The 1,744-nt window shown below is 63.5% G+C and carries 1 protein-coding gene; it reads left to right on the top strand.

The window, feature by feature from the left end:
• Nucleotides 1-1,729: hypothetical protein (locus ACP5J3_RS14200; protein WP_428496278.1), on the top strand; the 1,729-nt coding region annotated here is incomplete at its 5' end.
• Nucleotides 1,730-1,744: the final 15 nt, after the last annotated feature.

The following is a 1,744-nucleotide window of genomic DNA, read 5'->3' as shown; positions in this document are numbered from 1 at the left end:
AGGCGTCGTGCAGACGACTGCGACGTGGCTCGGCGCGCTCGGCGCACTGCTACCCGCGGTGAAGGTGGTGAACTACGCGGGGGCTGTGAACCTCACAGTGGCGCACTGGGGCGCCAAGTACGCATGGTCCACACAGCTCTCCGCCTACCAGCCAGTGGCCCTCGTGCCAACGACGCAGACGCTCGCCGGGTGGTACTGGAGCGCGCCATCTGCGCCTACCGCGGGCAACCCGATGGCGATCTCGCTGTCGGGCGGGCAGACGGCTGTGCTGTACGCTCTGGCCTCCGCCCCGGGCGCGTACACCGTTACAGTCTCAACGGCGTCGGGCGGCGCAAACATAGCGGCGGGCTCATACGTCAGGCTTGTGCAGGGGTACGACGTGCTGTGCTCCGCCTCGGCCTCCGCCAGCTCAGCGTCGCTGTCGCTCACCTGCAACGCGCCTCCTGGCGTCTCGCGTCTAGAGATCTACATCTCAGCCGCGGCGCCCGACACGTTCCGCATCTCCCTCACGTGGTCCCCGCCCCCCGCAGGCTCTGCGTCTTCGCCAGCTGTTGGCACGTTCTACCTTGCCAAGGCGCTGAACTTCCACCACTACTACGTCTACAACGGCCTTGTGCTCAGCACGCCCGTCTGTGCCGACTTCGACAAGCCAGTCGGCTCAGGCGTACAGCAGATCTCTCTGCCGCGGTACTCCGCTCTGATTACGAGCGGGGGCTTCTGCTACCCCGGAGCCGCGGCTACTGTATACACAAACCAGATTGTGGACAGCTTCCTCTGCTCGATATTGATAGTGGCAAATGCCTTTGCTCGGGACGCGTTCCGCTTCGCCATACCGCCCGCCACGGGGGGGACGTGCTACGTGGCAACTAGAGAGGTTCTCTACACCGCGTCGCCCTTAACCGGGGCTGGCGTGTCTATATACGCCCCCGGCCTCCAGATGCACGTCTGGTACGACGGCTCTGGCTCCTCGCCAGTGCTGAAAACCGCCGTGGGGGATCTGCAACAAGTGCCCAAGGTGTACGCAGAGGCTGACAACTTCGTGGTGTACGCCCCCGTTGGCGCGCAGGTGAGGCTTTGGAGGAGCGACGGGACTTACTTCACGCCCCTGGCGGGTGGCGTTCTCGACGGGCAGACGTACAAAATATCTCCTTGGTCTGGCACGTGGCTCTCGGCGACGCTCAGATTCCTCTACGCGGACTACGGCGTCTACACGATATACGTGAGGAACTCATCGACGTGGTTCTACATGTTCACCACACAGCTCGCTGGCACGTCGGACGTCGTTGTGAGGTTCCCCTACCCCGCGCCGTACAAGATAGAGGTGTGGCGCGGCGGGGCGAGGACAGCCGTGGTTGAGACGTGGCTCGACTCGGGCTCCATGGTGTACGTAGACACTGTGAGCGGCAGGGCGCAGTCTGTGGTTCTGCTGAACAAAAGCGGCGCCGCCTACGTCAACCCCATGTACACAATCGCAAACCAGCCCATGCCCGCGTGGCAGTTGCTCATATACGTCCTCTCGTCGCTCGCAGTGGCGGCGTATCTGTACAGAAGAGCGCCAGACAAAGGCGCCATAGCCTACAGCGCCGTGTTCGACGCCGTGATTCTAGCCATCGGCGTGTACCTCGCCGTGTCGGCAGGCGGCAACAGCCCCTACGCCCAGCTCGCTGGCGTAGCCGCCGTGCTGATGCTGATAAAAGCCGCAGTGGCGGCGCTACCAACACGCCTCTAGCCGACATCTTTTTTA

Source organism: Pyrobaculum sp., from assembly GCF_049971835.1.
GTDB lineage: Archaea > Thermoproteota > Thermoprotei > Thermoproteales > Thermoproteaceae > Pyrobaculum.
The sequence above is the reverse complement of the archived record's forward strand: the minus strand, read 5'-3'. Positions and strand labels throughout refer to the sequence as shown.